This window comes from uncultured Alsobacter sp. (assembly GCF_945952055.1).
In the GTDB taxonomy this organism is placed as follows: domain Bacteria; phylum Pseudomonadota; class Alphaproteobacteria; order Rhizobiales; family Beijerinckiaceae; genus Alsobacter.
Map to the genome: position 1 here is coordinate 60,565 of NZ_CAMFHB010000006.1, position 24,032 is coordinate 84,596.

At 69.6% G+C, this 24,032-nt stretch carries 21 protein-coding genes; 7 read left to right on the forward strand and 14 right to left on the reverse strand.

Going from position 1 to position 24,032, the window contains the following annotated elements:
- The first annotated feature begins 90 nt into the window (after positions 1-90).
- Positions 91-777, forward strand: coding sequence for a molybdate ABC transporter permease subunit (gene modB, locus Q0Q47_RS06460; RefSeq protein WP_293856561.1), 687 nt, complete (start codon positions 91-93; stop codon positions 775-777).
- Complete coding sequence (gene modC, locus Q0Q47_RS06465; protein ID WP_293856162.1) at positions 774-1,883, forward strand: molybdenum ABC transporter ATP-binding protein; 1,110 nt, start codon at positions 774-776, stop codon at positions 1,881-1,883. The genes modB and modC overlap by 4 nt, the downstream gene beginning before the upstream one ends.
- Before the next feature lie 111 nt (positions 1,884-1,994).
- On the opposite strand, the gene Q0Q47_RS06470 is transcribed toward modC, so the two are convergent.
- Positions 1,995-2,813 (reverse strand): NAD(P)-dependent oxidoreductase, encoded by an 819-nt coding sequence (locus tag Q0Q47_RS06470; protein ID WP_293856165.1) that lies wholly within the window; start codon positions 2,811-2,813, stop codon positions 1,995-1,997.
- Between the two features lie 176 nt (positions 2,814-2,989).
- Here Q0Q47_RS06470 and Q0Q47_RS06475 point away from each other — a divergent pair, with 176 nt between their 5' ends.
- Positions 2,990-4,402, forward strand: coding sequence for an amidase (locus Q0Q47_RS06475; protein ID WP_293856168.1), 1,413 nt, complete (start codon positions 2,990-2,992; stop codon positions 4,400-4,402).
- 184 nt (positions 4,403-4,586) lie between these two features.
- Here the strand turns inward: Q0Q47_RS06475 and mmsB are convergent, their stop codons facing one another.
- From mmsB to chvE, 3 genes are all read right to left on the reverse strand, one after another.
- Positions 4,587-5,807 (reverse strand): multiple monosaccharide ABC transporter permease, encoded by a 1,221-nt coding sequence (gene mmsB / locus Q0Q47_RS06480; protein WP_293856171.1) that lies wholly within the window; start codon positions 5,805-5,807, stop codon positions 4,587-4,589.
- 1 nt (position 5,808) lies between these two features.
- A complete protein-coding gene (gene mmsA / locus Q0Q47_RS06485; protein WP_293856174.1) occupies positions 5,809-7,338 on the reverse strand; it encodes a multiple monosaccharide ABC transporter ATP-binding protein in 1,530 nt (509 codons plus the stop codon).
- A gap of 163 nt (positions 7,339-7,501) precedes the next feature.
- Positions 7,502-8,569 (reverse strand): multiple monosaccharide ABC transporter substrate-binding protein, encoded by a 1,068-nt coding sequence (gene chvE / locus Q0Q47_RS06490; RefSeq protein WP_293856177.1) that lies wholly within the window; start codon positions 8,567-8,569, stop codon positions 7,502-7,504.
- A 225-nt stretch (positions 8,570-8,794) separates the two neighbouring features.
- On the opposite strand from chvE, the gene Q0Q47_RS06495 reads away from it, so the two are divergent.
- Positions 8,795-9,784: a LysR family transcriptional regulator gene (locus tag Q0Q47_RS06495; protein WP_293856180.1), complete on the forward strand. Its 990-nt coding sequence runs from the start codon at positions 8,795-8,797 to the stop codon at positions 9,782-9,784.
- A 142-nt stretch (positions 9,785-9,926) separates the two neighbouring features.
- Here the strand turns inward: Q0Q47_RS06495 and Q0Q47_RS06500 are convergent, their stop codons facing one another.
- The 8 genes from Q0Q47_RS06500 to Q0Q47_RS06535 are packed head-to-tail and all read right to left on the reverse strand — an operon-like array spanning position 9,927 to position 19,286.
- Positions 9,927-12,236 (reverse strand): penicillin acylase family protein, encoded by a 2,310-nt coding sequence (locus Q0Q47_RS06500; RefSeq protein ID WP_293856183.1) that lies wholly within the window; start codon positions 12,234-12,236, stop codon positions 9,927-9,929.
- Between the two features lie 13 nt (positions 12,237-12,249).
- Positions 12,250-13,224 carry an ABC transporter ATP-binding protein gene (locus Q0Q47_RS06505; RefSeq protein WP_293856186.1) on the reverse strand — a complete coding sequence of 325 codons (975 nt, stop codon included), beginning with the start codon at positions 13,222-13,224 and terminating at the stop codon, positions 12,250-12,252.
- Complete coding sequence (locus Q0Q47_RS06510; RefSeq protein WP_293856189.1) at positions 13,221-14,210, reverse strand: ABC transporter ATP-binding protein; 990 nt, start codon at positions 14,208-14,210, stop codon at positions 13,221-13,223. The genes Q0Q47_RS06505 and Q0Q47_RS06510 overlap by 4 nt, the downstream gene beginning before the upstream one ends.
- Positions 14,210-15,025: an SDR family NAD(P)-dependent oxidoreductase gene (locus tag Q0Q47_RS06515; RefSeq protein WP_293856192.1), complete on the reverse strand. Its 816-nt coding sequence runs from the start codon at positions 15,023-15,025 to the stop codon at positions 14,210-14,212. The genes Q0Q47_RS06510 and Q0Q47_RS06515 overlap by 1 nt, the downstream gene beginning before the upstream one ends.
- A 7-nt stretch (positions 15,026-15,032) precedes the next feature.
- The gene (locus Q0Q47_RS06520; RefSeq protein WP_293856195.1) at positions 15,033-15,896 is read right to left on the reverse strand and encodes an ABC transporter permease; all 864 of its coding nucleotides are present in this window, start codon (positions 15,894-15,896) and stop codon (positions 15,033-15,035) included.
- Positions 15,893-16,816, reverse strand: a complete 924-nt coding sequence (locus Q0Q47_RS06525; protein ID WP_293856198.1) for an ABC transporter permease — start codon at positions 16,814-16,816, stop codon at positions 15,893-15,895. The genes Q0Q47_RS06520 and Q0Q47_RS06525 overlap by 4 nt, the downstream gene beginning before the upstream one ends.
- A 32-nt stretch (positions 16,817-16,848) precedes the next feature.
- Positions 16,849-18,354, reverse strand: coding sequence for an ABC transporter substrate-binding protein (locus Q0Q47_RS06530; RefSeq protein ID WP_293856201.1), 1,506 nt, complete (start codon positions 18,352-18,354; stop codon positions 16,849-16,851).
- A gap of 11 nt (positions 18,355-18,365) precedes the next feature.
- A complete protein-coding gene (locus tag Q0Q47_RS06535) occupies positions 18,366-19,286 on the reverse strand; it encodes a polysaccharide deacetylase (RefSeq protein ID WP_293856204.1) in 921 nt (306 codons plus the stop codon).
- Positions 19,287-19,453: 167 nt separating this feature from the next.
- Between Q0Q47_RS06535 and Q0Q47_RS06540 the strand changes: the two genes are divergently transcribed.
- Positions 19,454-20,350, forward strand: coding sequence for a LysR family transcriptional regulator (locus Q0Q47_RS06540; protein WP_293856207.1), 897 nt, complete (start codon positions 19,454-19,456; stop codon positions 20,348-20,350).
- A gap of 31 nt (positions 20,351-20,381) precedes the next feature.
- Here Q0Q47_RS06540 and Q0Q47_RS06545 read toward each other — a convergent pair whose 3' ends face one another.
- Both Q0Q47_RS06545 and Q0Q47_RS06550 read right to left on the reverse strand, forming a co-directional pair.
- Positions 20,382-20,771 (reverse strand): response regulator, encoded by a 390-nt coding sequence (locus tag Q0Q47_RS06545; RefSeq protein ID WP_293856210.1) that lies wholly within the window; start codon positions 20,769-20,771, stop codon positions 20,382-20,384.
- A 391-nt stretch (positions 20,772-21,162) separates the two neighbouring features.
- Positions 21,163-21,660 (reverse strand): VOC family protein, encoded by a 498-nt coding sequence (locus Q0Q47_RS06550; protein WP_293856213.1) that lies wholly within the window; start codon positions 21,658-21,660, stop codon positions 21,163-21,165.
- Between the two features lie 180 nt (positions 21,661-21,840).
- Between Q0Q47_RS06550 and nirK the strand changes: the two genes are divergently transcribed.
- Entirely contained in the window at positions 21,841-22,971 is a 1,131-nt protein-coding gene (gene nirK, locus Q0Q47_RS06555; RefSeq protein ID WP_293856216.1) for a copper-containing nitrite reductase, read from the forward strand.
- A gap of 52 nt (positions 22,972-23,023) precedes the next feature.
- Positions 23,024-24,010 (forward strand): SUMF1/EgtB/PvdO family nonheme iron enzyme, encoded by a 987-nt coding sequence (locus Q0Q47_RS06560; protein WP_293856219.1) that lies wholly within the window; start codon positions 23,024-23,026, stop codon positions 24,008-24,010.
- Positions 24,011-24,032 lie beyond the last annotated feature (22 nt).

Consider the following 24,032-nt stretch of genomic DNA (forward strand, 5'->3'; position numbering starts at 1 on the left):
CGCCAGCCTGTTCTATTCCTCCGGCATGGGCTCTGCCGACCGCTCCTCATGCCGCATGGCACGCTCCACCCGTCGCAGGGTGGCGCGCTGATGCAGGGCTTCGCCGCAGAGATCGCCGGGCCCATCTGGCTGACGCTGAAGCTCGCCGCCGTCACCACCGTGCTGCTGCTCGTCATCGGCACGCCGCTCGCCTGGTGGCTCGCCCGCTCGCAGGCCTGGTGGAAGGAGGCGGTGGCGACCGTCGTCGCCCTGCCGCTCGTGCTGCCGCCCACCGTGCTCGGCTTCTACATGCTCGTCCTGCTCGGCCCGAACGGGCCGGGCGGCTGGTTGGCCGGCCTGTGGGGCGCGCGCACGCTGGCCTTCACTTTCGAGGGGCTCGTGATCGGCTCGGTGTTCTACTCGATGCCCTTCGTCGTGCAGCCCATCCGCAATGCTTTCGCCGCCTTCGGCACCCGGCCGCTGGAGGTCGCCGCCACGCTGCGTGCCTCGCCGCTCGACACGTTCTGGACCGTGGCCCTGCCGCTGGCGCGCCCGGGTCTCTTCACCGGCGCGGTGCTGGGCTTCGCCCACACCGTCGGCGAGTTCGGTGTGGTGCTGATGATCGGCGGCAACCTGCCGGGCACCACCAAGGTGCTCTCCGTGGCAATCTTCGACTACGTCGAGACAGGCCGCTGGACGGAGGCCCACATCGTCGCCGGCGGCATGCTGGTCTTCGCCTTCGCGGTCATTCTCGTCATGACCGTCGTCGAGAAGCGCCTGGCAAGGACCGGCGCATGACGGGGGCGAGCGGCATCGCGGCCCGGTTCCAGGGCGACGTCGGCGGCTTCCACCTCGACGTCGACTTCGAGGCCCCCGCGTCCGGCGTCACCGCGCTCTTCGGCGCGTCGGGCAGCGGCAAGACGACGGTGCTGCGCTGCATCGCCGGGCTCCAGCGGCTGGACGGCCGTTTCTCGCTCGGCGGCGAGGTCTGGCAGGACGAGACCACCTTCCGCCCCACCCACACCAGGCCCATCGGCTACGTCTTCCAGGAGGCGAGCCTCTTCCCGCACCTTTCCGTGCGCGACAACCTGATGTTCGGGCGACGGCGGGCGGCCATCGCCCCCGGACGGCCCGAGATCCGCTTCGACGAGGTCGTGTCCCTGCTGGGCATCGCGCCTCTGCTCGACAGGGCCACCACGGCGCTGTCGGGTGGCGAGCGTCAGCGCGTCGCCATCGGGCGGGCACTGCTGTCGCAGCCCGCGCTTCTGCTCATGGACGAGCCGCTGTCGGCGCTCGACCGGCCGACCAAGGACGAGATCCTGCCCTTCCTGGAGGGCCTGCATGGCGCGCTGTCACTGCCGGTGCTCTATGTCAGCCACGACATGGCGGAGGTGGAGCGCCTGGCCGACCGTGTCGTCCTGCTGGAGCGCGGCCGGGTGCTGGGAGCCGGTCCGCTCGCCGCCGTCCAGGCCGACCCGGCCCTTCCACTGGTTCGCCGGCGCGACGCCGCCGCCACTCTCGATGCCGTCGCAGGCGAGCATGACGCTCTCTACGGGCTGCTGACGCTGCACGTGGACGGTGGGCGCCTCGTCGTGCCGGCGCCGGCCGCCGCGGCCGGCGAGCACCGCCGCATCCGCATCGAGGCGGGCGACGTGAGCCTCGCACGGGAGGCGCCGAAGGCGAGTTCCATCACCAACATCCTGCCCGCCCGCATCCTCGAGCGGCTCGAGGGGGACAAGGGCCAGGTGATCGTCGTGCTGGGGCTCGGCGAGGACGGGACGGGCGCGCGCCTGCTGGCTCGCCTGACGCTGTGGTCATGGGACCACCTGGAACTGGCCGTGGGCCAGGCCGTGCTCGCCCAGGTGAAGGGCGTGGCGCTGGTGCCGGGGCGCGCAGAGGCTTAGCGCATCGGCAATGCAGTGGCGCTTTCCAAGCCGGGCTGCTCTCCCTCAGCCGTCCTGGCCGGGCTTGGCCCGGGCAAGACGCTGAGAGATTGAGAACAGTCCCCGTCGGCCTCACATCCGCGTCGTGTTCAGCCAGGCGTCCGCGCTCTCGATCAGTTCGCGCGTGCGCTGGGTGGCCCGGGCGCCGACCTCCTGCTCGGGGGTGATCGAGGCCTTGGCGCCGTCGCGCGGCGCGTAGCCGATGACGCGCTTCGTCGTCTCGATGTCCCACCGCATGCCGGGATTGTCGGACATCAGGTTCAGCACGGCGAAGCGCACGTCGGCGGGCGCGGTGACGGCCTTCTCGAAGGCGTCGCAAAGGTCGCGGTTGGACAGCCACATCTCCTGGCCCCAGTCGCTCCAGCCCATGTGCTGCCCGGGCTGGTTGTCGCCGCGCTGCAGGTAGCCGATGCGGAACGAGATCGAGGAGATGCCCCAGCGCTCGGCGAAGCTGCGACCGATGCGCTCGGCCACGAGCTTCGACATGCCGTAGGCATTGACGGGATAGGGCTCGCGGTCGGTGGGCAGCGCGCCGCCGTGGAAGCGGTGGCCGGCCATGGTCCAGTTGGAGCTGGCGAAGATCACCCGCTTCGCGCCTTGGCGGGCCGCCGCCTCGTAGACGTTGAGGGGCAGATCGAGATTGAGGCGCTGGATCGAGGCCCAGTCCGCCGCCGGGCTCGGCTGGCCCGCCAGCAGGATCACCGCGTCGGCGCCGTCGCACAGCGACACCCAGCGCTCGTCCCAGACCGACAGGTCGGCCTCCACGATCGCCGGGTCGCCGCCGTTGTGCACGTCCGTCAGGCGCAGGGTCCAGCCGAGGCTCTCGAAATGATGGCGCAGCTTGACGCCGATGTTGCCGGTGGCCCCGGTGATGACGACGGTCTTCGACATGGACGTTCCTCGCGAGCGGTTTCGTTGGCACCGTGGCGGACGGTGCGTCGGGCATGCTAGCCCGTCCGGGGGGCGATGCCACCCATGCGGATGGGACGGCAGGACTGCGTACCCGGCAACGTGACAAGGCGCCGCCGGATCGGCGAAAGTGTCCGGCGACACGGGGAGGACCGGACATGGCGCGCGAGCTCATCGACAACACGGCGTGCGAGGTCGTCGAAAGGCTTCGCAGCGGGGCGATTTCGCCGCTCGACTGCCTCGACGCGCTGGAGGCCCGCATCGCGGCGGTCGACGGCGCCGTGAACGCGTTGCCCACCCTGTGCCTCGACCGCGCTCGCGACCATGCGCGCCGGCTCATGGACAAGCCGCCCTCCGCGCGCGGCGTGCTCGCCGGCCTGCCCGTGCCCATCAAGGACCTCACCGAGGTCGCGGGCGTGCGCACCACCTATGGCTCGCCGATCTACGCCGACTTCGTGCCTTCCGCCTCCGACATCCTGGTCGAGACGCTCGAGAGCGAGGGCGGGGTCATCTATGCCAAGTCGAACACGCCCGAGTTCGGCGCCGGCGCCAACACCTTCAACGAGGTGTTCGGCGCGACCCGCAATCCGTGGAACACGGCGCTGTCGTGCGCCGGCTCGTCGGGTGGTGCGGCGGTCTCGCTGGCGACGGGCATGGCCTGGGTGGCGCACGGCTCCGACATGGGGGGCAGCCTGCGCAACCCGGCGAGCTTCTGCGGTGTCGTGGGCCTGCGCCCGAGCCCCGGCCGCGTGGCGACCGATCCGGGCGCCAAGATCGACCGCCTGCTCGGCGTGGAGGGCCCCATGGCCCGCAACGTCGAGGACTGCGCGCTTCTCCTCGACGCGATGACCGGCGAGAGCCCGGCCGACCCCATTTCGCTGCCGCGCTCGCAGAGCTTTCTCGCCGCCGCGCGCTCTGGCTGGAAGCCGGCCCGCGTCGCCTTCTCGGCCGACCTCGGCATCACGCCGGTCGACCCGGAGGTGGCCGCCATCTGCCGCGCCGCGGCCTACCGCTTCGCCGAGCTCGGCGCCGTCGTCGAGGACGCCCATCCCGACCTGTCGGAGGCGCACGACACCTTCCAGGTGCTGCGCGCCATGAGCTTCGCCTCGGGCCACGCGGAGAACCTGCGCAAGCACCGCGACAAGCTGAAGCCCGAGATCGTCTGGAACATCGAGCGCGGGCTCGAATACACCATGGCCGACGTGGTGCGCGCCGAGAACCAGCGCTCCGCCATGCTCAAGCGCATGAACGGCTTCTTCGACCGCTACGACCTGCTGCTCTGCCCGGCCACCATCACGGCCGCCTTCCCCGTCGAACAGCGCTATCTCGCCGAATGCGCCGGCCACCGCTTCGACAACTATGTGGAGTGGCTGGCCATCGTCTACGCCATCACGCTGACCACGGCGCCCGCCTTGTCGCTGCCCTGCGGCTTCACCAAGGACGGTCGTCCGGTGGGCCTGCAGATCGTCGCCCGCCCGCGGGGCGAGGGACGCCTTCTTGCCGGCGCCAGGGCGCTGGAGGAGGTGCTGGGCGCGGCGATCAGGACGCCGATCGATCCACGCACGCCCTGATCAGCGGAGCGCCAGGCTCATCTCCAGCCTGCCGCCCACCTTTCAGCCGTCCTGGCCGGGCTTGGCCCGGCCATCCACGACTCCGGCCCGGCGCTGCAAAGTCGTGGGTGCCCGGGCCAAGCCCGGGCATGATGCGCGGAGGGGTGGTCGCTTTACGGGAGCGACACGAGCGTGGGCTGGCGCCTCACGCCTTATTCTTGTTGTACACGTCGATGAAGACGGCCAGGAACAGCACCAGGCCCTTGATGATGAACTGCCAGTCGATGCCGATGCCCATCATCGACATGCCGTTGTTCATCACGCCCATGATGAAGGCGCCGATGACCGCGCCGAGCACCGTGCCGACGCCGCCCGAGGCCGAGGCGCCGCCGATGAAGCAGGCGGCGATGACGTCGAGCTCGAAGCCGTCGCCGGACTTCGGCGTCGCCCAGCCCAGCCGCGTGGCGAACATCATGCCGGCGAGCGCCGAGAGGACGCCCATGTTGACGAAGGCGAGGAACACGAGCCGGTCGGTGTTGATGCCGGAGAGCCGCGCCGCCTTCTCGTTGCCGCCGAGCGCGTAGATCCGCCGGCCCACCGTCGTGCGGGTGGTGACGAAGGAGTAGAGCGCGATCAGGAGCCCCATGATGATGAGGACGTTGGGCAGGCCGCGGTAGCTCGAGAACAGGTAGGTCAGGTAGACGAGCATGCCGACGATGGCGAGGTTCTTCACCAGGAAGAGCACGAAGGGCTCGCTGTCCATGCCCTGCGACACCGCCTTGGCCCGCGCCCGGAACGCCGAGAACAGCATGAAGGCGGCCACCGCCGCGCCGATGACGAGCGAGGTCGGCGACAGCATGTTGTCGGCCATGAAGGGGTCGGCGATCTTGGCCAGCGGCTCGGGGAAGAAGCCGGTGAGAAGCGTGGCGAGCTCGGGCGGGAAGGGCCCGACATTGCGCCCGCCGAGCACGTAGAGCGTGAGCCCGCGAAAGACGAGCATGCCGGCGAGCGTGACGATGAAGGATGGGATCTTCAGGTAGGCGACGGCGCCGCCCTGGACCGCTCCCACCGCCCCGCCCAGGATCAGCGTCGCGAGGACCGCGAGGTACCAGGGCATGTTGTAGTCGACCATCAGGATGGCCGAGACGGCGCCGAGGAAGCCGCACAGCCAGCCGACCGACAGGTCGATGTGCCCGGACACGATGATCATCAGCATGCCCAGCGCCATGACGACGATGTAGCCGCGCTGCTGGACGATGTTGGTCAGGTTGTCGGGCTGGAACAGGCGGCCTTCCGTCTGGAACTGAAAGAACACCATGATCACGATGAGCGAGATCAACATGCCGTATTCGCGCATGTTGTGCTTGATCGCGTTCAGAAAGGCGCTGCCCTCGCCGCTTCCCGCGGTCATCGACTGCATCGACATGTCAGGCTTCCTCCCGCCGCATGATGGCGGCCATGATCTTTTCCTGCGTCGCTTCGGCGGCGGGGAATTCGCCCACGAAACGGCCTTCGTTCATCACATAGATCCGGTCGCAGATGCCGAGAAGCTCCGGCATCTCGGACGAGATCACGATCACGCCACGGCCGCTGTCGGCGAGCTGGTGGACGATGGTGTAGATCTCGTACTTCGCGCCCACGTCGATGCCGCGCGTCGGCTCGTCGAGGATCAGGATCTTCGGGTCGGCGTTGAGCCACTTGGACAGCACGACCTTCTGCTGGTTGCCGCCCGACAGGTTCACGGTGAGCTGCGCGACGCCGGACGAGCGGATGTTGAGCCGCTCGCGGAATTTCCTGGCGACGGTGACCTCCTCGTAGGGGTCGATCACGCCGTTGGTCGACACCTTCTCGAGGTCGGCGAGCGGCACGTTGAAGCGGATGTCCTCGTTGAGGATCAGCCCCAGATGCTTGCGGTCCTCGGTGACGTAGGCGATGCCGTTGTCGATGGCGCGGGGGATCGACGAGACGTCGATGGGCCGGCCCTCCAGGCGCACCTCGCCCGAGATCTTCTGGCCGTAGGCCCTGCCGAACACGGACATGGCGAACTCGGTGCGCCCGGCCCCCATGAGCCCGGCGATGCCGACCACCTCGCCGCGCCTGACGTGCAGGTTCACGTTCTTCACGACCTGCCGATCGGGGTGCACCTCGTGGTGGACGACCCAGTCCTTCACCTCGAACATCGTCTCGCCGATCGAGGGCGTGCGCTTGGGGTAGCGGTCGCTCATCTCGCGGCCGACCATGCCCTTGATGATGCGGCCCTCGTCGATGGCCGTTCCCTTGGCCTCGAGCGTCTCGACGGTCGTGCCGTCGCGCAAGATGGTGATCTGGTCGGCGATGCGCGAGATCTCGTTCAGCTTGTGGCTGATCATGATCGCCGTGATGCCCTGCTTCTTCAGCTCGAGCAGCAGTTCCAGCAACGCCTGGCTGTCGCGCTCGTTGAGGCTCGCGGTCGGCTCGTCGAGGATGAGGAGCTTCACCTCCTTGGCGAGCGCCTTGGCGATCTCCACGAGCTGCTGCTTGCCGACGCCGATGTTGGTGATGAGCGTGGCGGGGCTCTCCTTCAGCCCCACCTTCTGCATCAGGGCCTTGGCGCGCCGGTTGGTCTCGTACCAGTCGATCACGCCCTTCTCGGCGATCTCGTTGCCCAGGAACAGGTTCTCGGCGATCGAGAGCTGCGGCGCGAGCGCCAGCTCCTGGTGGATGATGATGATGCCGAGCTTCTCGCTGTCGCGGATGCCGGAGAACTGGCGGACCTGCCCCTCGAAGACGACGTCGCCCTCGTAGGATCCGGCCGGGTAGACCCCCGAGAGGATCTTCATCAGGGTGGACTTGCCGGCGCCGTTCTCGCCGCAGATCGCGTGGATCTCGCCGCGGCGCACGGTCAGGTTGACGTTCTGCAGGGCCTTGACGCCGGGGAAGGTCTTGGTGATCCCCCGCATCTCCAGGAGTGCGTCCATGCCGGGCTCCACGCACCTGCGGCCCGCTGGGCGCGGGCTTCGTCAGGCCATCAGTTTCGACAGAAAAACGCCGCAGGCAAGCCCACGGCGAGAGGATGCGTCACTGCCGACGCACCGGCCGGCATCACCCCCGGACGACGTGGTCCGGGGGTGACGGCCGCAATCACTTCAGCTTGTCTTCCGTGTAGTAGCCGGACCCGACCAGGATCTCCTTCCAGTTGGAAGCGTCCACCGACACGGGCTTCAGGAGGTACGACGGAACGACCTTCTTGCCGTTGTCGTAGGTCTTGGTGTCGTTGACTTCCGGCTGCTTGCCGGAGAGCACGGCGTCGACCATGTTCGCGGTCACCTTGGCGAGCTCGCGGGTGTCCTTGAAGATCGTCGAGTACTGCTCGCCCTTGATGATCGACTTCACGGACGGGACTTCGGCGTCCTGGCCGGAGACGAACGGCAGCGGCTGGTCCTTGGTGCCGTAGCCGACCGCCTTGAGCGACGAGATGATGCCCATCGACAGGCCGTCATAGGGCGACAGCACGGCGTTGACCTTGGCGTCCTTGCCGTAGAAGCCCGACAGGATCGTGTCCATGCGGGCCTGCGCCACGGCGCCGTCCCAGCGCAGCGTCGCCACCTTGTCGAAGGCGGTCTGCTTGGAGCGCACGACGAGCTTGCCCGAGTCGATGTAGGGCTTCAGCACGGACATGGCGCCGTTGAAGAAGAAGCCGGCGTTGTTGTCGTCGGGCGAGCCGGCGAAGAGCTCGATGTTGAAGGGGCCCTTGCCGTCCTTCAGGCCGAGCGCCTTCTCCAGCGTCTGGGCCTGCAGCACGCCGACCTGGAAGTTGTCGAAGGTGGCGTAGTAGTCGACGTTCTCCGAGCCGCGGATCAGGCGGTCGTAGGCGATGACCTTGATGCCCTTGTCCTTGGCCTTCTGCAGCGCGGCCGTGAGCGTCGTACCGTCGATGGCGGCGATCACGAGAACCTTCACGTTCTTGGTGATCATGCCCTCGATCTGGGCGAGCTGGTTCGGGATGTCGTCCTCGGCGTACTGGAGATCGGTGCCGTAGCCCTTCTCCTTGAACACCTTCACCATGTTGTCGCCGTCGGCGATCCAGCGGGCCGACGACTTCGTCGGCATGGCGATGCCGACCGTGCCCTTCGACTGCGCCATGGCGCCGGTCGTCAGGCTGGCAATGCCGAGCGCGAGCGCGGCCAAAGCGGTTGTGAAGCCTTTCACGTGCAATTCCTCCAGCGTTTCCTCGGCGGGACGCATGAGCCCGCCTTGCGGCAATTCATATCCGAACCGGCGCGTGCCGTCCCGGAGCCTGTGGCGAATGTGGGCGCCTGCTCGGGCTCGACATTCTGCTGGCGACGTTTGATGGAAAAGGCATAACAGTCAAATCGGATTTGGCCCTTGAGGCATGTCTTTTTCGACATGTTTCCGTTCTCCGGGAGTGCGCCGATGTTCACCCAGCGAAAGGCCCCCGACACGGTCACGCCCCAGGTGAAGGACGCCGCGCACCTGCGCGGCGCCATGAACCGCCTGAAGCTCAGGCACCTGCGGTTCCTGGTCGCACTCGACACGCATCGCAAGCTCCATCGGGCGGCGGACGAGATCGCCATCTCCCAGCCGGCGGCCTCCAAGATGCTGGGCGAGATCGAGCAGGCGGTCGGCATCACGCTGTTCGACAGGCTGCCGCGCGGCATCGAGCCCACCGCCTATGGGGAGGTGCTCGTGCGGCGCGCCCGCGCGATGCTGGCGGAGTTCTCGCGCGCCAGCGGCGAGATCGCGGCGATCCAGAGCGGGGCAGGGGGGAGCGTGGCCATCGGCACGGTGATGGCGCCCGCCGTCGGGGCCGTGCACGAGGCCCTCGACGAGATCCGGCGGACGCGCCCGGCGCTGCAGGTCTCGGTCGTGGTGGCGATGAGCGACGTGCTGGTGAACGACCTCATGGAATCCCGCCTCGACTTCGTGCTGGCGCGCATTCCGCCGGGCGTCGACGGCGACGATCTCGCCTACCGGGAATGCGAGGCCGAGGCCTGCTGCCTGCTCGTGCGCAAGGGCCACCCGCTCGCCGCCATGGCGGAGGTGACGCCCGCCGATCTCGTCGGCCGCGACTGGGTGCTGCAACCCTCGGGATCGCTCCTGCGGCGCAAGCTCGACGCGATGATGCATCGCCATGGCCTGCCGCTGCCGGACCGCATCCTCGACACCTCGTCCGAACTCATCACGCTCGCCACGGTGTCGCGGACGGACGCCATCGCGGCCGTCGCCATGGCCGTGGCTGAACTGCTGCAGTCGCTAGGGGGCCCCTTCGAGATCCTGCGCCTCAGCGAGCCGCTGACGGTGGAGCCGTTCGGCTTGGTGCGCCTGCGCAGCCGCGCTCTCTCCCCGGCCGCGGAACTGGTCTACGAGGCCATCGAGCGGCGGTATGGAGGGCTCGTTCGATAAAGCCTCCATCTCTCCGTCGTCCTGGCCGGGCTTGGCCCGGCCATCCACGACTTTGCCGGGGCCGCTCGGAAGTCGTGGGTGCCCGGGCCAAGCCCGGGCATGACGCGCGGAGGGAGGGAGCTTCGCGCGAGGGCTTTCAGGTTTAGCCCGGCACCACCGTGATCACCCGTTCCGCCACCGCGTCCACGGCCGCCTTCGCGTACAGCATCGGCACGTAGTCGCCCGCCGCCCAGCGCCCGGTGAGGTCCCGGTAGTGCGCCGTCCGCGGGTCGCCGGACTGGCCCGGCGCGTTGATGCAGACGCTCTTGTCCCAGTCGCCCACGTCCATGACGAGGCGCACGGAGGCGCCGGCGATGACGCGGAAGTCCGAGACGCGGTAGCCGGCATGCATCGGCGTGGCCGCGCTGCCGCCCATCGGCTGCGGCCCGGCGTCGAGATCCTTGGCGCCGAGCGGCGACAGGGCGTGCTCGAAATAGCCGTGGTGCAGGGCCCCCCACCGCCACGATGCCGGATCCTCGCCAAGGCGCGCCTGCGCATCGGCCCAGGCCGCCGCGAGCGTCGTGCGCAGCAGGCCGTCCCTGTCGGGCAGACGGGTCGCGTCCTCGATCATCGGCACGAGCGTCTCGATGTCGCCGGGCAGCAGCAGCGGGCGCACGGCCGGGTCGGGACAGGCGAGCGCCAGCAGCGCCGGCTTCAGGTGCTTGGTCCACCACAGCTCGAACAGGGCAGCCTGCGCGGAGCCCGCTTCGAGGCGCCCGTTCCAGCCGGCGAGGAAGGCGGCGGCGGGACCGAGGTCGAGACCGGACATGGCGTCCAGGATGCGGCGCGCCGGCATGGACGACACGTCGGTCTGCAGCGACCGCGAATGGCCGAGGTCGTGCGACGGCGCCGCACGCAGGGCCTCATGGATGCGGGTCGCCCGCGAGCGGTCCGCCCACTCGTGACCCAGCCGCTTGGCCTCGTGGTCCCAACCCGCCGGCAAGTTCATCTCGTTGGCGGTGGCGACGAAGCCCTCGGCCGGGTCGACCTTCTCGGGCATCAGGGCGGGATCGAGGAAGCCCTGCCACTCGTAACGGCCGTCACCGGCCACCGGAAGCAGGCCGTTCCAGTTGGGGCGCACCGGCGCGAAGCCCGCCGGGATCCAGGCGATCGTCCCGGACACGTCGGCATAGACGTGGTTGGTCGAGGGCGCGCCCCAGCCGCGGATCGCGGTGCGGAAGGCGTCAAGACTGGTGGACCGCATCGAATCCAGGCTCGTGAGGTAGGCGGCCGACCCTGGCGACCACCACACCGAGCGCAGCGCATAGGCGAGCTTGCGGGCGGGGTCCTCGTGGATGACCGGGCCGTGGCGCGTGAACTTCAAGGCGAGCCGCTGGTCGGGATGGCCCTTCACCGCGAAGGTCTCCTCGACGACCGTCATGGGCTCGATGCCATCGCCGTAGCGATAGGCGTCGCCCTGGGTCTCGTAGACGTAGATGTCCTCCTGGTCGGCCCCGAAGATCGTGATGCCGAAGGCGGCCGTACCGTTGTGGCCGAGCGAGATGCCCGGCACGCAGGGCTCGCCCGCACCCATGAGGTCGAGCCCGGGCGCGGTGAGATGCACGATGTAGCGCAGCGACGGGATGGCGTGGGAGCGATGCGGGTCGCTCGCCAGGATCGGCCGGCCTGTCGCGGTGCGGGAGCCATGGACGGCCCAGTTGTTGGAGCCCTGGAACTCGATGTCGCGGATGACGTCGCCGAGTTCCGTCACCTTGGTCCAGGCGAAGACCTCGGCCAGGGTCGCCGACAGGCGCTCCGGCAGGAAGGTGACAGGCGCGGTCGCGAGCTTGAACACGTCGAGCACGGCCGGGGTGATGACGGAGAGGTCGACGCCGTCGGCCTGCACCGGCTCCACGGCGGGCTCCAGCGCCTTGCGGACCCGGTCTGCCTCCACACCGGCGCGCGTGGTAACCACCGCCCGCAGGATCTCGGAGAGCGCGTTGCGCGTCAGGCCGTGGCTGCGGATGCGGACCACGTCCTCCGGCGCCCAGCGCGCAGGCCGCGTCCCCATGATCCCGAACTCCGGCGGCAGGCGGCCGGGTTCGCGCTCGGTCAGCGCCATGTAGGCGTTGATGCCCGCGACGAAGGCGCGGCACACGACCTCCGCCTGCGGCCCGTAGCTGGCCCACTCGGCGGCCATGTCGCCCCGGTACAGGAACAGCCGCGAGGCGCGGTCCTGGGCGAGATAGCCGGGCCCGAAGTCGGCGGCGAGCAGCCCGAGGCCGCGCTTGCGCCACAGGTCGATCTGCCAGAGCCGGTCGCGCGCGGCGTTGAAGCCCTGCAGGAAGAAGAGGTCGGCCTCGCTGCCGGCCCGGATGTGCGGGATGCCCCACGGATCGACCACGATCTCGCCCGGCGCCGCGAGGCCCGGGACGGCGATGGTTTCGCGGGCGGGCTCGGTTGTCTCGGTCATGGCGTCGATCCGGTCAGGCGTGGTGGCAGGCGACGAGGGCGCCGTCGTCGCGCGGCGTCAGCGCCGGGCGCTCCTGCGCGCACAGCGCGGTGGCGCGCGGGCAGCGCGTGTGGAAGGCGCAGCCCGTCGGCACCCGCGAGGGGCTCGGCAGGTCGCCCTGCAGCACGATGCGCTGGCGGGTCCGCTGGCGCACGGGATCGGGCTCCGGCACCGCCGACATCAGCGCCAGCGTGTAGGGATGCTTGGGTGCGCCGAACAGCGTGTCGCGCGGGGCGACCTCGACCAGGCGACCGAGATACATCACCGCGACGCGGTCGCAGATGTGCCGCACGACGGCGAGGTCGTGCGACACGAAGAGATAGGCGACGCCCATGCGGCGCTGCAGGTCGACCAGCAGGTTCAGGATCTGCGCGCGCACCGACACGTCGAGCGCCGAGACCGGTTCGTCGCAGACGACCAGCGCCGGCTCCAGCCCCAGCGCCCGGGCGATGACCACGCGCTGCCGCTGCCCGCCCGAGAACTGGTGCGGATAGCGCGCCGCATGCTCCGGCCTCAGCCCCACCGATGTGAGGAGCGTCGCGACGCGCTCGCGCAGCGCGGCCCCCGAGGCGATGCCGCGCACGCGCAGCGGCTCGCCGACGCTCTCGCCGATCGTCATGCGCGGGTTCAGCGACAGGGCCGGGTCCTGGAAGATCATCTGCACGTTGCGGCGGATCGCCCGCAGCGCATCCGGATCGGCGCCCACGACCTCCTGGCCGGCCACCTTGATGCTGCCGCGGGTCGGCTTCACCAGCCCGACGACGGCGTTGGACAGCGTCGACTTGCCGCAGCCGGACTCGCCCACGAGCCCGAGCGTCTCGCCGGGCGCGATCGCCAGAGTGACGCCGTCCACGGCCCGCACCGGCGGGCCCTTCGGCGCCAGCAACCCGCCGCGGGCGGCGAAGTGCACGGCGACGTCGTCGACGGCGAGGACCGGATCCGTGCTCATGCCGCCGCCCCGCTCAGGAGCGTGCTCGCCTCGGCGCTGCGCCAGCACGCCGCAAGGCGTCCGGGTGCGACCTCGTTCAGCGGCGGCGTCTCGGCCGTGCAGCGGGCCACCGCCAGCGGGCACCGGCCGGCGAAGCGGCAGCCGCTGCCAAAGGCTTCCGGCGCCGGGACGCTGCCCTCGATCGTCGCGAGCACCGCCTTGGGCACCACGTCGAGGCGCGGCACGCTGGCGAGCAGCATGGCCGTGTAGGGATGGCGAGGCGCCGCGAACAGGTCGGTCACCGGGGCGACCTCGACGATGCGGCCGGCATACATGACGGCGACGCGGTCGGCGATGTCGGCCACCACGCCCATGTCGTGGGTGATGATCAGGACGCCGGCTCCGCGCTCGGCCACGAGCCGGCGCATGAGGTCGAGGATCTGCGCCTGAATGGTCACGTCGAGCGCCGTGGTCGGCTCGTCGGCGACGAGCAGCGACGGACCGCAGATCAGCGCGATGGCGATCATGATGCGCTGGCACATGCCGCCGGAGAGCTCGAAGGGATATTGGTCGAGCCGCTTCTCCGCGTCGGGGATGCCGACGGCGTCGAGCATGTCGCGGGCCGCGCGGCGCGCCTGCGCGGCGCCGCCGGCATTGTGCGCGCGCCAGGCTTCCATCACCTGCGAGCCCACCGTCGTCAGCGGGTCGAGGGAGGCGGTGGGCTCCTGGAAGATGATCGACAGCGCCTGCCCGCGCAGGCGCCGCATGGCACGGTCCGGCAGCGCCGCGAGATCGGTGCCGTCGAGGAGCACGCGTCCGCCCGCGAGGCGAGCGGCAGGCGGCAGCAGGCGCAGCAGGGCGAGAGCGGTCAGCGACTTGCCGCAGCCTGACTCGCCGACGAGCGCCAGCACCTCGCCCTTGCGCATGGCGAAGGACACGCCGTCCACCACCGGCGCTCCGCCGATGGTGACGCCGAGATCCTCGACCCTGAGCAGCGCGTCGGTCATCAGCCGGTCCGCTTCGCCTCGTCGAGCGCGCCGACGAGCTGGCCCGGCTCGTAGGTCCCGATCGAGTTGCCGCCGTCGACCGACAGCACCGTGCCGGTGATGAAGCTCGCCGCGTCCGAGCAGAGATAGAGGATCGCGCCCGGCGCATCGTCCGGGCCGCTGGTGCGGCCGAGCGGAATGCGCTGCTTCATCTTCTCCACGTACTCGTCGGAGAGCGGGCTCACGTCGCTGCCCGGCGCGAAGCCGGGCTCGACCACGTTGACGCGGATCTTGTAGGGCGCAAGCTCGAGCGCCAGTCCCTTGGTCAGGCGCTCCACCGCCGTCTTCGACGTGCAGTAGGGCACCGAGCCGTTGCGCATCTGGCGCGCCGCGCCGGAGGAGATGGTGACGATGGCGCCCTGCCGCTTCTCGGCGATCATCAGCTTGGCGAGTTCGCGCGTGACCAGGAACGGCGCGCGCAGGTTGATGTCGAAGATCCGGTCCCACTCCGCCACGGGCAGGTCGAGCAGCCCGGCATGCGGATAGATGCCGGCATTGTTGACGAGAAAGTCCGCGGCGCCCCAGGCCTTCTTCACCGTCGCGGCGAGGTCGACGATGGAGGCCTCGCTGGTGAGCTCGGTCGCGTGCGTCAGCGTACGCGCCGGATCGAGGCCGATGTCGCGGGCGATGGCGTCGAGCTTGTCGCCGCGGTTGTCGGAAAGGCAGACGCTGGCGCCCTCGCGGGCGAAGGCGGCGGCGATCCAGCGGCCGAAGACGCCGGCGGCGCCGGTGACGACGACGGACTTGCCTGCGAAGCGGGGAGCGGGTGCGGTCATGACATCCTCAGCGCGTGCGGGAACGGGGATCGAGACGGTCGCGCAGCCAGTCGCCGAGCACGTTGACGGACAGCACGAGGAGGAACAGGCAGGCGCCCGGGAACAGCGTGATCCACCAGGCGCGCTCCACGTATTGCCGGCCGGCGCTCATGATGGAGCCCCAGCTCGGCTGCGGCGGCTGGATGCCGAGGCCCAGGAACGAGAGCCCGGCCTCGAACAGGATCATCAAACCGAATTCGGCGGTCGCCACCACGGTCAGCGGGCCGGCGATGTTGGGCAGCACGTGGCGGAACAGGATGCGCAACGTGCCGGCTCCACCGAGTTCGGCGGCCTTGATGTAGGGCAGCGAGGCGACCTGCAGGGTCTGCGCGTAGGCGACGCGCGTGTAGCGCGGCCAGCGGGTCAGCCCCAGCACGAGAATGAGCTTGCCGAAGCCCGGCCCGAGCACCGCCACCGTCAGCACCGCAAGCAGGATCGCGGGGATCGACAGCATGATGTCGACGAAGCGCATGATCGCGATCTCGACCCAGCCGCGCTTCCACGCCGCCAGCATGCCGAGCAGCGTGCCGACGGTGAGGGAGACGGTGACCGAGAGCAGCGCCACGAGCAGCGAGGCCCGCGCGCCCCAGACGATGCGCGACAGGAGATCGCGTCCGAGCTCGTCCGTGCCGAGCCAGTAGGTCATGGTGCTGGTGGTGTGCCCCGGCGGGCGCAGGCGGGCGATCAGAGTTTGGCGGGCGGGATCGGCCGGCGAGATCCATGGCGCCAGCAAGGCCACGACCGCGATCGCCGCGAGGATCAGCGCGACCACGATCACCGTGACTGGCGCACGCCGCCACAGCCCCGTCCTCCCCTGCATCGCGGCGCTCATGCGGGCGTCAGCCGGATGCGCGGGTCGAGCCAGGCATAGGCGACGTCGGCGAGCAGGCTCATCCCGACATAGACCGCCGAGACGAACAGCACGACGACCTGCACCACGACGAAGTCGCGCGACTGGATCGACTGGATGGCGAGCTGGCCGATCCCCGGCCAGGCGAAGACGGTCTCGACGATGACGGCGCCGGCGAGCAGATTGCCGATCTCCAGCGCCGCGATGGTGACGACGGGGACGGCGGCGTTGCGCAGCACGTGGCGCACCACGACCGCGCCCTGCGACAGGCCGCGGGCCCGGGCGGCGCGCACGTAGTCCTGCGAGAGTTCGTCGACCACCGCGATGCGGGCCATGCGCGCGAAGGTCGCCATGGAGAGCGCGCCGAGCGCGAAGGCGGGCAGGATCAGCGCCGACCAGGTGCCCGAGCCGGACGTGGGCAGCCAGCCCAGGATCACGCCGAAGACGAGGATCAGGAGGATGCCGGACAGGAAGGTCGGCATGCTCTGGCCGGTGAGCACCACGGCCGCCAGCAGCCGCTCCACAGCGGTGCCGCGCCACACCGCCATGGCCACGCCGGCGGGCAGGCCGAGCAGCAGGGCGAAGGCCAGCGCGCCCAGGGCGAGTTCCAGCGTGTAGGGCAACCGGCTCATGAGGATCGCCATGGCGGGCTGGCGCTGCACGACCGAGTTGCCGAAATCGAGGCGCAGCACGTCGGCGAGATAGGCCGCGTACTGCACCAGGATGGGGCGGTCGAAGCCGAGTTCGTGGCGCAGGGCCTCGATGTGCTCCCGGGTCGCCCCTTCGGGCACCAGCAGCAGGGTCGGGTCGCCGGCGAGCCGCATGATGACGAAGACGATCGTCATCACGCCGAACACGGCGACCGCGGCCTGCACCAGCCGCCAGAACGCGTAGCGAAGCATCGCGGGCCCCGGTCAGGACCGAAGGGGGCCGGTCACTGGCCCCACTTCATGTCCATGATGAAGAACGCCTCGTTGGGGGTCGGCGTCCACTTCAGCTCCTTGCGGGCGCCGTAGATGGCGTAGTCCTGGTAGATGCCGACGCCGGGCACGTCCTCGCGCAGGATCTCGAAGGCCTTGCGGTAGAGGTCGAGCCGCCCCTTTTCGTCGAGGATGGCGCGGGCCTTGTCCACGGCCTCGTCGAATCCGGGGTTCGAGTACTTCGCCCAGATGCTGCCGGTGCGGAACAGCGGGAAGATCACGCCGTCGGCATCCTGGCAGGCGCAGGACCAGCGGCCGAAGGAGAGGCTGCCCGCCTCGTCCGGACGACCCTGCCGGCGACGCAGGAAGGTCGGGTGGTCGAGGGCGACGATGTCGACCTTGAGGCCCGTTTCCTGCACCATCTGCTGCAGCGCCTCGACGACGCGCCGGTCATAGGCGGGCGAGGTGAGGAAGGTGAGCTGGGCGCCGACCGCGTTGGCTTCCTTCACCAGCGCCTTCGCCTTGGCGAGATCGAACTCGTAGCCCTTCACGTCCGGCACGAAGCCGAAATTGGCGGGCGTCAGCACGATGTTCACCGGGTCGCCGTAGCCGGCGAGCAGCGCGTCGATCAGCGACTTGCGGTCGATCGAGTAGGCGATGGCCTTGCGCACGCGGGGATCGGCGGTGGGGCCGGCCTGCGCGTTGATGAACATGTAGCCGATGCGCTCGGTCGCGCCGGCGAGCACCTGCAACGCCGGCTCCTTCTTGAGCGCGGTCGCCTCGTCCGGGCCGAGCTGGCGGGCGATGTCGGCCTTGCCGCTGCGCAGGTCCGCGACGCGCGTCGCGACGTCCGGCACCACGCGGAAGGTCACCGTCTTGAACGGGGGCTTGCCGCCCCAGTACTTGTCGTTGGCCTCCAGCACGGACTGAACGCCCTTCTGCCACGAGGCGAGGCGGTAGGGTCCGCTGCCCACGGGCGCGAGGTTGAAGACCTGGTCGCCGACCTTCTCGACCACGGCCTTGGGCACGATGGAGAGCTTCACGAGCTGCGCCATCAGGGCCGGGTAGGGCGTCTTGGTCTTCATGACGACCTTGGAGCCCTGGGCCTCCGCCGACACGATCTGGTCGAACTGCGAGAGCTGCGGGCTCTTGAAGGTCGGATTGATGATGCGCGCGATCGAGAAGGCGACGTCGGACGCCGTCAGCGGCGAGCCGTCGTGGAAGGTCACGCCCTCGCGGATGTCGAATTCGATCGTCGTGTCGTTGGCGTAGCGCCACGCGGTGGCGATCTGCGGCACGATCTTGCCGCTGACGTCACGCGTGACCAGGTTGTCGAAGATGTTGCGGTAAACCGTGTAGCTGTCCGTGTCCCACTGGACGTGCGGATCGAGCGTCGCGGCGTCGTTGGGCAGGTCGACGGTGAGCGCGTCCTTGCCCTGCGCGGCCGCGGGGCCGACGAGAAGGGGCGCGGTGACGAGACCCGCGGCGAGCAGGATCCCGGCGAAGGCGTGCTTCAGCATGGCAATTCTCCTCAGGAACGCGACGCGGCGGTCTTCAGGCCGGCCGCTTCGGCGCAATGGCGGGCAATGTCGGCATGCGTGGCGAACCACACGTCGCCCTTCGCCTTGGCGAGGCGGATGACCTCCTCCAGGATGAAGATTCGCGAGCGATGGCCGCTGTGGTGGGGATGCATGGTGAGCAGGAACAGCCCCTTCTCGCGATAGGCCGCCTCGAACTCGTGCATGAAGATCGAGAGCACCGCGTCGGGGCTCGTGTAGGGCCGCAGCGACGAGGCACGGTCCATATTGAAGTAGACCGCGTCGTCGCGGATCCACTCGACCGGCAGCTCCACGACGCCGGTCTCCTGGCCCTCCTCGAGCAGTTCGTAGGGCTCGTCGTCGCCCATCAGCGATGAATCGTAGAGGAGCCCCATCTCGCGCACGATGCGCAGCGTGTGGGGGCTGAAGTCCCAGGAGGCGGTGCGCATGCCGACGGGGCGCACGCCGGACAGTTTCTCCAGCACGTCGGCCGCCCGGTAGGTCAGGTCGCGCTCGGCATCGTAGCCCAGCGGTCCGTTGAGCTCATGGATCCAGCTGTGGATCGCCAGCTCATGGCCCTCCGCGATCACGCGTCGCGGCTCGTCGGGGTGCAGCATGGCGGCGACCGCCGGCATGAAGAACGAGGCGGGCACCCCGTGGCGGGCCAGGCAGTCCAGGATGCGCGGCGAGCCGCGCCGGCCGCCGTACTGGCCCTGGCTGATCTTGCCCAGTGACTTGCCGCCGTTGCGCAGCTCGATGGTCTCGTGGTCGCTGTCGAAGGACAGCGCCACGGCGCAGCGCGCCCCACCCGGCCAGGACGCCGGGGCCAGGCTGCGGCCTGCGCGCACCTTGTCGACGATCCCGCGCCAGGTGTGGTCCGGCCACTGCCAGGGTTCGAGAGGCTTGTCACTCATGGCTTTTCTGATCCTGCCGGGAAATTTGTCCGGACGTTGAGGCTATCGCCCGCGTGGCATTGTGCAAGGGCACACGACGCAGATGTGATATCGATTTGGAAGGGAGACTGTCGCTTCGCGGGTAACGCTCCGCCGACGTGCACCCCGGCCGGAGGACGCCGAACCGCATGAGAGTGGATTTCCTGGGGCTCGAGGCCTTCCTGTCCATCGCCGACCGGGGCAGCTTCCACCGCGCCGCCGCCCATCTGAACCTGTCGCAGACGGCGCTCAGCCATCGCATTCGCAAGCTCGAGGACGATCTCGGCCTGAAGCTGCTGGCCCGCACCACCCGCCAGGTCTCGCTCACGCCCGCCGGGCAGGAGCTGCTGCCCAAGGCCCGGCAGATCATGGAGGACATCCAGTCCTCGTTCGCGGCGCTGCGCCAGCAGGGCAAGGCCCGGCAGGAGCGCCTCGCCATCGGCTGCCTGCCCACCATCGCCATTCACTATTTGCCGCAGGTTCTGCAGGAGTTCGGCCAGGCCTGGCCCGACCTCACCGTCGAGGTCTACGACAACTCCGCCACCGAGATCGCCGAGCACGTGCAGGCCGGTCGCGCCGAGTTCGGTCTCACCATCGTCTCGGCCAACCGCTGGGACCTGGAGATCACGCCGCTCCTGAAGGAGCCCTTCATTCTCGTCTGCCCGCTCGACCATCCCTTCGCCGGACGCGAGGCGATCAACTGGTCCGAGCTCGAGGGCATTCCCCTCGTGCGGGTGAGCGCCCAGACCGGCAACCGGATCCTCATCGACGACGCGCTCGGCAGCCGGCGCGAGCACATGCGCTGGCGCTACGAGTGCCAGCACGTGGCCACCGCCGTCAGCATGGTCCATGCCGGCCTCGGCCTCACCGTCGTCCCGCGGCTGGCCATCGATCCGGCCGGGCAGGCGACCGTGGCGACGGTGGCGCTGCGCAATCCGGGGATCTCGCGCACCATCGGCATCATCCAGAAGCACGGCCTGCCGCTGTCGCCGGCCGCGTCGGCATTGCTCGAGATCATCCGGCGGAAGATGAAAGGGGAGGGGTGAGCAGGCCGGAGCGCGCGACGCGTTTCGCGTCCTACTCCGCCATCCGTGCCAGCATGCGCGAGAGCTCGTGCACGTCGTAGGGCTTGCTCCAGCACGGCACCGTGGCGAAGGGCCCGGCGGGGAGCTGCCCGCCGGAATAGCCGGTCTGGAACACGAACGGGATGCCGCGGCGCCGCAGTTCCTCGGCTGCGGGGAAGACCATCTCGCCGGACAGATTGATGTCGAGGACGGCGAGGTCGGGCGGGGTCCTGGCGATCATCGCCAGCGCATCCGAGAGATCGCCGACGGGGCCCAGAACGCTTCCACCCAGGAGCTGGACGGCCTGGGCGATGTCCTCGGCGATGAAGAATTCGTCCTCGACGATGAGAACGCGGCGGTCCTTCAGGTCATCCGGTCTGCTGTCAGAGCCTGTCCGGTCCATGGTCCACCGCCTTTCGCATGGGCATGCCGGGACCGGAGGTGAACCCGGCCCCTGCCAACCTCGAACAAGGCCTATCCCCCAAGCAGATCCGGCACGCCGCGCCCGAGGGGCGACCTGTCGAAGCCGTTGGACATGCGCAGGAGTTTCCCGCGGTTCCCCACGTCTCTCCCGCCAGTCGAAGCCGACGGTCGGCGTCGGGGGCTCGGCCATGCGCCGTGGCCGGGCGGCCACCGTTGCGCGTGAGTCGGCCAAGATGGCGGGCATTCGTGGCCAGTTCGTGGAGCGCGGGGGGCGGCTCACGCCGCCATCGTCTGCCGGCGCACCGCGCCGGCCCCCTCATGGTCGGTTCGCGAAGGGCGCGGCGACCGGAATTTCGGTCGCAACGCTTGCGCTAGGCGGCGCCGTCGAAGGCCGCCTTCATCTTCGGATAGTCGAGCTTCACCATCGTCATCATCGCGGCATAGGCCCTTGCGTTCGCGGCCGCGTCGGGGCTCGACAGGAGATCCATGCAACCCTTGGGGACGACCTGCCAGGTGTGCCCCCAGCGGTCGTTCAGCCACCCGCAAGCCACCGGCTTTCCGCCGGCTTCCACGAAGGCGTCCCAGACCCGGTCGACCTCGGCCTGGTCGTCGCAGGTGAGGAACAGCGACACCTTGTTGGACGAAGGCACGTCGGTGCCGCCGTTGAGCCCGATGTAGTGCTGGCCGGCCACGGTGAATTCCACCACGAGGACGTCCCCGGCCTTGCCGCCCGGATAGTCGCCCGGCGATCGCGTGACCTTGTCGATCCGGGAGCCGGGCAGGAGCGCGGTGTAGAACCGCGCGGCCTCCTCGGCGTCGCGGCCAAACCACAGGCAATGCGAGATCCGGGACCGTTGTGTCTCCGTCATGGACGTTCTCCCCGTTGTGACGCCCCCAGGACGAACAGGACCCGGCCGCTCCGACATCCGCAACGGAAAAATCCTGATCTTCCTCCAATCGAATTCTTGTTTGTCGCGGGACAACGAAGAAAGGGGGCCGAGGGAGCACGTTGGCACCGTCAGATCAAACGAAGCCCCACGGAGCACATCATGTTCACCCGCCGCGCCCTCATGGCCGCCGCCGCGGTCACCGCCATCGTCGCAGGAATGCCCGCGAAGGCCGACGACATCTCCAAGCTTCCCCGCGAGCATGTCGAGCTGGTGGCGCCGCCCTTCATCCACGCCCACGAGCAGGCGACGAAGGCCGGTCCGAAGGTCATCGAGTTCAAGATGACCATCCAGGAAAAGGAACTGGTCATCGACAACGAGGGCACCAAGATCCACGCCATGACCTTCGACGGCTCGGTCCCGGGCCCGATGATGGTGGTGCACCAGGACGACTACGTGGAGCTCACGCTGGTCAATCCCGAGACCAACACGATGGCCCACAACATCGACTTCCATTCCGCCACGGGCGGCCTGGGCGGCGGTGAACTCACCCTTGTCAATCCCGGCGAGCAGGTGGTCCTGCGCTGGAAGGCGACCCGGGCCGGCGTGTTCGTCTACCACTGCGCGCCTGGCGGCCCGATGATCCCCTGGCACGTCGTGTCGGGCATGAACGGCGCCGTGATGGTGCTGCCCCGCGACGGCCTGAAGGACGAGACCGGCAAGCAGATCAAGTACGACAAGGCCGTCTACATCGGCGAGCAGGACTTCTACGTTCCGCGCGACGAGAAGGGCAAGTTCAAGAGCTACGAGAGCGCCGGCGAAGCCTATCCCGACACGCTCGAGGTGATGCGCAAGCTCACGCCGACCCATGTCGTCTTCAACGGCAAGGTCGGCTCGCTCACCGGCAAGAACGCCCTGACGTCCAAGGTCGGCGAGCGCGTGCTGATCGTGCACAGCCAGGCCAACCGCGACAGCCGTCCCCACCTCATCGGCGGCCACGGCGACTATGTCTGGGAAGCCGGCAAGTTCGCCAATCCGCCGGAGAAGGACCTCGAGACCTGGTTCATCCGCGGCGGCTCGGCCGGAGCGGCGCTCTACACCTTCCGTGAGCCCGGCGTGTACGCCTACGTCACCCACAACCTCATCGAGGCGGTGGAACTGGGCGCCACGGCCCACTTCAAGGTCGAGGGGACCTGGAACGACGACCTGATGAAGCAGGTCAGCCCTCCCGGCCCGATCGGCGGCGGTGCCCGCACCGGTGCTCTCGAAGCCCCGGCCCAGCACAAGCACTGACCCGAACGCTCGCCGGGCGACAGCCCGGCGCGCGGGGGTGCGTGACCACCCGGTGGATTCGCTCACGCACCCCCACCCCATGCAGGCCAGCGCGCCGTCCTGCCCGCGGGGCGGGGACGGTGCCCTGGCCAAGCGCACCACGTCCCGGCAGGAGGTCCTCGTGTTCCTCGCGCTCCATGGCAAGCTCGCAGCCAAGCTGATCTTCGCGGCCACCGCGCCGCTCGTGCTCGCCGCGACCGGACCCGACTGGCGCGAGGCGCCCGATCGGGTCCCCGTCGTCCACGTCGCGGCGGGCAGCTTCGACTACCGGATCGCGGGAGCCTTCGACCGCGAGGGCCGTCCCGTCGACGCGCCGGTCCGGCGCTTCGCGGTGGGCCGTGGCCTCGCCGTGATGAAGACGCAGGTCACCGTGGCCGACTACGACCGCTGCGTGGCCTTCGGGGGATGCGCGCAGCGCACCGCCAAGACGGGCCAGCGGCCGGACGCACCCGCCGTCGGCGTGAGCTGGCAGGATGCCTCCGCCTATGCCCGCTGGTATGCCAAGGCCACCGGCAAGGCCTGGCGCCTGCCGACCGACGCCGAATGGGCTTATGTCGCGGGCAGCCGCTTCGCCGACGATGCCGTGACCAGCGACGACGGCAGCGGGTCCTTCGCCCGGCGGTGGCTCGCGAAATACGACGAGGAATCCGGGCGAACCGCCGTGGAGAAGGCGCCGCGCCCGGTGGGCGGGTTCGGTGAGAACGAGCGCGGTGTCGCGGACCTGGCCGGCAACGTCTGGGAATGGACCGACACCTGCTACCTGCGCCAGGGCCTCGACGCAGAGGGCGAACCGACCGGCGCGCGCACCGTGAACTGTGGCGTTCGCGTCGTCGAGGGGGCCCACCGGGCCTATGTCACCGACTTCATCCGCGACGCCCGCGCCGGCGGCTGCGCCGTGGGCATTCCACCCGCCAATCTCGGCTTCCGGCTCGTGCGCGACGAGCCGAGCCGCACGCGCCGCGCGCTCGGCCGCCTGCAGTCCTGGCTCGCGCGGGCCTGACGTCCACCATCGCCACGAGGCA

What these genes read in the sequence shown, in the direction of transcription:
- mmsA (WP_293856174.1), bottom strand. Translation starts at nt 7,338, where the DNA reads ATGGACGCACTCCTGGAGATGCGGGGGATCACCAAGACCTTCCCCGGC.
- Q0Q47_RS06475 (WP_293856168.1), top strand. Translation starts at nt 2,990, where the DNA reads ATGGCGCGCGAGCTCATCGACAACACGGCGTGCGAGGTCGTCGAAAGG.
- Q0Q47_RS06540 (WP_293856207.1), top strand. Translation starts at nt 19,454, where the DNA reads ATGAGAGTGGATTTCCTGGGGCTCGAGGCCTTCCTGTCCATCGCCGAC.
- Q0Q47_RS06500 (WP_293856183.1), bottom strand. Translation starts at nt 12,236, where the DNA reads ATGACCGAGACAACCGAGCCCGCCCGCGAAACCATCGCCGTCCCGGGC.
- modB (WP_293856561.1), top strand. Translation starts at nt 91, where the DNA reads ATGCAGGGCTTCGCCGCAGAGATCGCCGGGCCCATCTGGCTGACGCTG.
- Q0Q47_RS06520 (WP_293856195.1), bottom strand. Translation starts at nt 15,896, where the DNA reads ATGAGCGCCGCGATGCAGGGGAGGACGGGGCTGTGGCGGCGTGCGCCA.
- modC (WP_293856162.1), top strand. Translation starts at nt 774, where the DNA reads ATGACGGGGGCGAGCGGCATCGCGGCCCGGTTCCAGGGCGACGTCGGC.
- Q0Q47_RS06535 (WP_293856204.1), bottom strand. Translation starts at nt 19,286, where the DNA reads ATGAGTGACAAGCCTCTCGAACCCTGGCAGTGGCCGGACCACACCTGG.
- mmsB (WP_293856171.1), bottom strand. Translation starts at nt 5,807, where the DNA reads ATGTCGATGCAGTCGATGACCGCGGGAAGCGGCGAGGGCAGCGCCTTT.
- Q0Q47_RS06515 (WP_293856192.1), bottom strand. Translation starts at nt 15,025, where the DNA reads ATGACCGCACCCGCTCCCCGCTTCGCAGGCAAGTCCGTCGTCGTCACC.
- Q0Q47_RS06495 (WP_293856180.1), top strand. Translation starts at nt 8,795, where the DNA reads ATGTTCACCCAGCGAAAGGCCCCCGACACGGTCACGCCCCAGGTGAAG.
- Q0Q47_RS06470 (WP_293856165.1), bottom strand. Translation starts at nt 2,813, where the DNA reads ATGTCGAAGACCGTCGTCATCACCGGGGCCACCGGCAACATCGGCGTC.
- Q0Q47_RS06550 (WP_293856213.1), bottom strand. Translation starts at nt 21,660, where the DNA reads ATGACGGAGACACAACGGTCCCGGATCTCGCATTGCCTGTGGTTTGGC.
- nirK (WP_293856216.1), top strand. Translation starts at nt 21,841, where the DNA reads ATGTTCACCCGCCGCGCCCTCATGGCCGCCGCCGCGGTCACCGCCATC.
- Q0Q47_RS06510 (WP_293856189.1), bottom strand. Translation starts at nt 14,210, where the DNA reads ATGACCGACGCGCTGCTCAGGGTCGAGGATCTCGGCGTCACCATCGGC.
- Q0Q47_RS06530 (WP_293856201.1), bottom strand. Translation starts at nt 18,354, where the DNA reads ATGCTGAAGCACGCCTTCGCCGGGATCCTGCTCGCCGCGGGTCTCGTC.
- Q0Q47_RS06525 (WP_293856198.1), bottom strand. Translation starts at nt 16,816, where the DNA reads ATGCTTCGCTACGCGTTCTGGCGGCTGGTGCAGGCCGCGGTCGCCGTG.
- Q0Q47_RS06545 (WP_293856210.1), bottom strand. Translation starts at nt 20,771, where the DNA reads ATGGACCGGACAGGCTCTGACAGCAGACCGGATGACCTGAAGGACCGC.
- Q0Q47_RS06505 (WP_293856186.1), bottom strand. Translation starts at nt 13,224, where the DNA reads ATGAGCACGGATCCGGTCCTCGCCGTCGACGACGTCGCCGTGCACTTC.